Genomic DNA, 6,866 nt, shown 5'->3' with positions numbered 1-6,866 from the left:
AGAAAAGCATATCAGAGATCAATTTTGTGGCAAAGTTTTGAAAATCAAATAAAAATAAATAGTTTTGAATCAACACGAAACTCCAACTAGTGAAAAGTTCACTTTAGTTTGACGACGTACATAAGTAATGAAGATTTTCGTTATGTCAAAATTTATTTTTTTCTTTATTATTATTCAATCTCAGATAGTTTACACACAAATTACGTCTGTCACACATACGTTATATCAACAATTTAATGGACCTTATGACTATGTCATAATTGGTAATTCACATAATCCAGTAGACAGTTATTTATATCCACCTGCTGGCAGTATGTTAATTAATTCTTCAGCATCATTAAACTTAAGTCCAAGTCAGAATATTGTTGCAGCGTATTTAATATGGTCCGGTATTTCCGATGGTATTGGAATAAATTTGAATTTAAACGGGACAAATTTTACGCCTGATTTCATCAATTACGCCAACATTACACCTTCTGGTATTCCTGTTCCATATTTTTCAGCAGTCAAAGAAGTCACAAATTTCGTACAAGCATCCGGTAATGGGATTTATCAAGTTTCTAATTTCAATTTAAATCCATATCAAACTAATTATTACAATACCGGAATTTACTTTGCAGGTTGGAACCTAATTGTTATTTATTCAAATCCCACTATCACAAATAAACAATTAAATATTTACAATGGATTTAGATTGCTTGGTAACGCTTTTAATTTATCTCAAATAAATCTTTCGGTTTCAAATTTAAATGTCACTAATACTATTGGTGCAAAAATGAGTTACATTGCTTATAATGGAAGCTCAAATTATTACTTTGGTCAATCCATATTTGTAAATAATAATCAACTCAGCAATGCTTTAAACCCGCTAAATAACCCATTCAACAGTTCAAATAGTTTCACTGGCAGTCTTTCAAGTTGGAATATGGATGTAGATACATATTCAATACAAAATAATATTAATGTTGGCGCCACTAATTTATTGTTAACTGCCAATTCCATATTACCACTTTTTATCTCAACAATCATCACATCCATCCCATCTGAACTACCAGATGCCACAATTTCACTGGACAGCATCACTGGGCAAGATATTTGCCAGAACCGGGACCTTACTTTAGATTACACGGTTTACAACATCAATTCAAATGACACTCTATTGGCGGGCACGCCGGTTTCGGTTTTTGTGAATAATACAACGCTAATCTCTACGGTCTTGTTGCCTTCCAATATTTTAATGGGTGACAGTCTTAATCTCAGCACGCTTGTAACTATCCCAACGGGTATTTCAAGCCCGTTTACCTTGAGTATGGTGGTGAACCAGAATGCCACGCAATTGGGTGTTTACCCTGAGAGTAATTTCACGAACAACACTTCCAATGATTCTACGATCAGCCTCACAGAAATTGTGTATCCAAATTTTGGGATCGTTGGGCCGTTTTGCCAGGGCATGAGTTATACGTTGCCAACAACATCTTTAAATAATATTGTGGGTACGTGGTCTCCTGCTACTTTTAATAACCAGCAAACTACTACCTATACTTTTACACCCAACGACACCACTTGTAATCAGGTTGTTCAGCTGACGGTAACCATTGTGCCGAATTCTACGCCATCGTTTAATATTGCTTCTAACGTGTGTGTCAATGGCAATTTGGTGTTCCCGGTGGCCACGCAAAACGGTGCATTTGGTACTTGGGCACCAGCGTTTAACAACCAAACCACTACTACTTACATATGGACGCCCACAGCGCCCACACCTGCAGTTGGTTGCCCCACACCAGCACAGCACACAGTGAATATCATTCCCCAGACCCAACCTATATTTGCTTTAGAAGATTCTTTGTGCCAAGGTGCCAACTACAGCTTGCCTTTACAAGCCACCAACGGCATTGCAGGCACTTGGGTGCCTGCTTTCAATAGCCAACAAAGCGGTACCTACAATTTTACGCCCAACACCTACACAGTAATGAGCGGCTGCCCGGCTTCTATTACCCATGACATTACGATTGTTGGCTCACTCAGTCCTAGCTTTGCCTTACCGAGTTCGGTTTGTATCGGATCTACTTTGAACTTTCCTGCGGTTTCTTATGAAGGTATTGCTGGTTCATGGACGCCTGCATTCAATAACCAAAGTACCACAAGTTATACGTTTACGCCGAGTAGTACCGGTATAAGTGTTTCAAATCAAGGAGTTGTTTGTCCGTTACAAAGTAGTGTTACCATTGGCATTAATTCGCCCACAACCCCTTTATTTTCTTTACCAGATTCCATCTGCGAAGGCGCAACGGTTACCTTGCCTTTGGTGTCTAATAACGGTGTAGCAGGCACTTGGGCGCCGGCATTCAATAACCAAGCCACCACAACCTATACTTTTACACCAGACGCCAACCAGTGCCCCATTACTGCGCAACAAACCATAGTGGTGTCTACGCTTTATGATCCTACTTTTAGTTTGCCAAGCGCCATTTGCCAAAACGAAGCCCTGTCTTTGCCCCTAATTTCAGATAACGGAGTTGCGGGTACCTGGAGCCCAGCTTTTTCGAGTGCGCAGAGTGGCAGCTTTACGTATGTATTTGTGCCCAATGCGGCGGTATGTGCTTATGACTACCTATACAACCTTGCAGTAAACCCTACTCACGCATCTTATGATACGGTAACAATCTGCCAAAGCCAATTGCCGTATGTGTGGTATGGGCAGAGTTTGAATGGCAGTACATCCACTAGCACCACTTTTCAGAACCAGTTTGGTTGCGATTCTATTTTGAATTTACACCTAATCGTCAACCCTTCGCCTGTTGTAGATTTCGGCATCCCGAGTTGGGAAAGCTGTTTGCCTGCAACCATTGCTTTTGCGAACAACCAAGTAGAAGCCAATACCATTTACAACTGGGCTTTTGGTAATGGTGTCACGAGCAGTGTGGCTTCAGTGCTGAGCAATACCTACACCCAGCCAGGTTGCTATGATGTGAGCCTCACGGCGATCAATCAGTTTGGTTGCAGTACAACCAGCACCTTCCTTGACGGTGTTTGTATTCAAGAAAACCCAATAGCTTCATTTACGGTGCAAAACAACCCACTGCCTATTATTCAGACCACTACGCTGCTGCAAAACACCTCGCAAAACGCAACGAGTGTGTTTTGGGACTTTGGCCATGATGCACAAAGCAGTACTGTATTTTCACCAATCCATACCTTCCCTGAAAGAGCAGGCAACTACCTAGTTACGCTTGTCATACAAAACGCCAATGGCTGCATTGACTCTACTTTTGAAATCATACAAATTGAGCAAGACCCTATTTATTATGTACCCAACGCTTTTACGCCCAATGGCAGTGAGCTCAATAATATCTTTTTACCTGTGTTCTCTCCGAGCCTGAGCCTCTCCAGCTACCAGCTCCAAATCTTCAACCGCTGGGGCCAAACGGTTTTTGAAAGCCGTGACCCTAGCAAAGGCTGGGATGGTACTATTTCAACACCAAACGGCCCAAGCATGTCACAAGATGGCGTATACACCTACAAAATCAGTTTTGTAGAGACTGGTTTTGAGAAGGTCTTTGAGGTGTGTGGAAGTGTGAGTTTGGTGAGGTAGGGTTTTGAGTGTTTTAAGAATTTTTCTTTTATATTCCGCTAGAAAAAAGATATTCAGATGGTTTCTTTAATTAACTTTATTTAGTAGTAACTAACGCCCTTAGTTAACTTAATTTAAAAGTGAATTTTCTTTGAACTTAACTCTAAAGTGAATATCTTTGCACAAATAAAACACGTTGATCGATTCCAAAAGGTTAATTATTATACCGTTCAGTTTGAGCATAAACCCGTAAGTGAATTTGAAGATTTTTTTCAAAAACATGAAAATAATTTAGCTGTGAATGATGAGTTTGCAGATATTATTTTATGGTTGGAAAAGATTGGTAACGAAATTGGTGCGAATAAAAATTACTTTAGACATGAGAAAAAAGCAGACGCCTTACCACCGCCATCAAAATTTGTCGAAATAGACTATACCGAAAACTTGCGGCTATATTGCATGCGAGTAACGGACTCTATTGTCATATTATTTAATGGTGGAATTAAAACAAAAGAAGTTTCCTCCGCTCAAAGTTGTCCAATTGTTTCAACTTTTTTTGATTCAGCAAATAAACTTGTTCAAAGCATTGATTCATTGATTACTGAAAGAGCAATTACAATAAGTAAAGATGGTTTTGAATTACTTCAAATAGAAGGAACAGATATTATAATTTAGAAAATGGGACTGATAAAAGAAAAATCTAAAACGATTAATGCTGACAATAAGCAATTTATATCTAAGAATTTAGACATATCTCAACAAGTTTTTGAAATTCTTGAAAGAAAAGGCTGGAAGCAAAAAAACTTAGCACAAGCTTTGGGTAAAAGTGAATCAGAAATTAGTAAACTTCTTTCTGGATTACACAACCTAACGTTAAAGAGTATAACACAATTAGAAGTTGTTTTGGAAAGTGATATTATAACGACGCCCAAGAAACGTTCCTCCTTATCGAATGATTTAGTGAATGGCATTACCTTTTATGACTTTAAAGGCACCACAAACTTTAAAGACATGAATCAAAACGGTAATGATGCAAAAATTATTTATTTGGAGCCTTTGATTTCAACCTTGAACTACAAACGAATTTAAATCAAAATGAGCAAAGTCGAAAAAAAGGATTTAACATTAGGTTATCGAATTACTAAGATTCAATCAACTAAGTTTAGTTTTGTTGAAATTAATGAGGAAATTCTAGATGAATTATTTGCGTCTAAAAAAGCAGCTATAAATATCAATCTCACGGCACATATCGATGCATTAAAATCTACAATGACAATTGATATTAGCTCAACCTTGTTTAACACCATAGATAACGAAATGTTAGTTGAACATAATGGACGCACGAGTTTTTTTATACAAGGTCTAGAAAAGACTAAAAATGAAACTAACGGAGGATTTGATCTACCAAATGAACTTTTAGTTCAAATCCATGGAATTGCATACAGCCACGCTCGAGCATTATTAGCTAATGAACTTAGTTCAACTTGTTTCCGAGATAAATACTTCTTGCCAGTAGTGAATCCTGAGGATTTATTGAAGATTAGGAAATAAATATTTTAGGACCAGTTGGTATACTATAAAATATTTTGAGTCTTTTTGGTTTGCAATTAGGGTTCTTTTTTATTATCAATACAGAATTTTCTGTCATGTGTTTTTTCTACATAACGGTATATGATTTACACAAGTTTTTCGTAAAATTTCTGTTGGGTAATTATATATAATAACAAGTCTCACATACTATTTAAAGGAATTTACAATGATTTTACTTAGACATTGTTATATAATGCAATATGAGGGATTTTTGTCCAGTTTATTGTGTTAAAAACTGGACAAATAAACAGGCTTTTATTATCAAGATTGAGGAATAACAGCGTGCTGATCAAACGTAACAATTTTGTCTCTAAGTTTTGTTTTGTTCGTAAAATGGCGTGAAATCGCAATGTTTTTCGAAAAATGGTCTTGCTCATTTCCTCTATGATATATTTTTATCCCGATACAATTATCATGTTCGAATATAGTTTTTAATAATGTTCTATCTGATAAGGTAAGCTTCCCCAAAAACTGAAACGTTTTGAAATAGAGTCCGTAAAGCAAAAATTGTATGAAAAATTCAAAATTTACGGAGTCACAAATCGTTGCGATTTTAAAACTTCAAGACGCTGGCATGTCGGTCAGCGAGATTTGTCGTCAACAAGGCATCAGCCAGCCGACATTTTTTAGTTGGAAAAAGAAGTATTCCGGCATGGATGCTACCAATTTAAAGCGTTTAAAAGAGTTGGAAGCGGAAAATTCACGTTTAAAACGCATGTTTGCTGATGTGAGTTTACAAAGAGATGCCCTCAAGGATCTGATTGAAAAAAAGCTCTAAAGCCTGCGGAGAAAAGAAGTTCAGGTGAGTTTTTAATCGAGCAACACCACCTGAGTGTCCGACAGGCGTGTAATTTGCTTCAAATCAGTGCTTCATCGTTTTATTACAAGGCCGTTGACCGAGATGACAACCAGATCATTGACGCTTTGCAAAACCTTGCGGATGAGCATTATCGATGGGGCTTTTGGATGATGCATCATTACCTCAGAAACGACGGTAAAAAATGGAACCACAAGCGCACTTATCGTGTCTACACAGAGATGAAGTTAAACCTTCGTTCAAAGCGTCGCAAACGCCTTCCTAGACGTGAAAAACAGGCTTTATTACAACCTTTAATACCCAATTTACACTGGTCAATGGACTTTATGCAAGACAACCTAAGTGATGGCAAAAAGTTCCGTGTTTTAAACATTATAGATGACTTCAATCGTGAAGGACTAGCGATTGTTCCGTCAAAATCGATTACCAGCCAACGAGTCATAACAGAGCTAGAAAACCTAAAAGTGTGGAGAGGTTTACCAGAGAAAATCCGAGTGGATAATGGACCTGAATTTATTGCAGAAAGGCTCTCTGATTGGTGTAAAAATAACAATGTGAAACTCACCTTCATTCAGCCAGGAAAACCTGCTCAAAACGGCTATATTGAACGTTTTAATCGAAGCTTTAGAGAAGAAGTACTCAGCATGAATTTATTTACCTCAATCGACACATTTAAAACTACTGCACACCAGTGGTTATTCATGTATAATCACAAAAGACCTCATGCTTCTCTTTCTAATCTTTCTCCTCGTAATTTTCTTTTAAAACAATGTAAGGAAGATTTTATTGATTCTTTATACCCAACTTTTCAAATAGATAACTAACTTAGTACTAACATTTAACCCAGGAACTCTATCTATAACCGTTACTGTTCAAGGGAAGCTTACC

The 6,866-nt window shown here is 37.5% G+C and carries 5 protein-coding genes; all 5 read left to right on the top strand.

Translation table 11 applies throughout. The features are described 5' to 3' along the window. Positions 1-142 precede the first annotated feature (142 nt). Entirely contained in the window at positions 143-3,592 is a 3,450-nt protein-coding gene (locus tag Q0L65_RS03830; protein ID WP_296683692.1) for a PKD domain-containing protein, read from the top strand. A gap of 147 nt (positions 3,593-3,739) precedes the next feature. Further along, complete coding sequence (locus Q0L65_RS03825) at positions 3,740-4,246, top strand: hypothetical protein (protein WP_296683680.1); 507 nt, start codon at positions 3,740-3,742, stop codon at positions 4,244-4,246. A gap of 3 nt (positions 4,247-4,249) precedes the next feature. Then, positions 4,250-4,660, top strand: coding sequence for a helix-turn-helix transcriptional regulator (locus Q0L65_RS03820; protein ID WP_296683679.1), 411 nt, complete (start codon positions 4,250-4,252; stop codon positions 4,658-4,660). A gap of 6 nt (positions 4,661-4,666) precedes the next feature. Next, positions 4,667-5,122, top strand: coding sequence for a hypothetical protein (locus Q0L65_RS03815; protein ID WP_296683676.1), 456 nt, complete (start codon positions 4,667-4,669; stop codon positions 5,120-5,122). 550 nt (positions 5,123-5,672) lie between these two features. Then, positions 5,673-6,802, top strand: a protein-coding gene (locus Q0L65_RS03810; protein ID WP_296683673.1) for an IS3 family transposase whose coding sequence is annotated in 2 segments (ribosomal slippage) — positions 5,673-5,925 and positions 5,925-6,802 — 1,131 coding nt in all. Because the reading frame shifts where the segments join, the coding sequence is not laid out codon by codon here. The last annotated feature ends 64 nt before the right edge of the window (positions 6,803-6,866 follow it).

Origin of the sequence: Flavobacterium sp. (assembly GCF_024642105.1) — a bacterium.
GTDB lineage: Bacteria > Bacteroidota > Bacteroidia > Flavobacteriales > Flavobacteriaceae > Flavobacterium.
This window is presented reverse-complemented; position numbering and strand designations above follow the sequence as displayed.

Excerpts from the sequence above, each read along its gene's own strand:
- Q0L65_RS03830 (WP_296683692.1), top strand. The coding sequence starts at position 143 with ATGTCAAAATTTATTTTTTTCTTTATTATTATTCAATCTCAGATAGTT.
- Q0L65_RS03820 (WP_296683679.1), top strand. The coding sequence starts at position 4,250 with ATGGGACTGATAAAAGAAAAATCTAAAACGATTAATGCTGACAATAAG.
- Q0L65_RS03815 (WP_296683676.1), top strand. The coding sequence starts at position 4,667 with ATGAGCAAAGTCGAAAAAAAGGATTTAACATTAGGTTATCGAATTACT.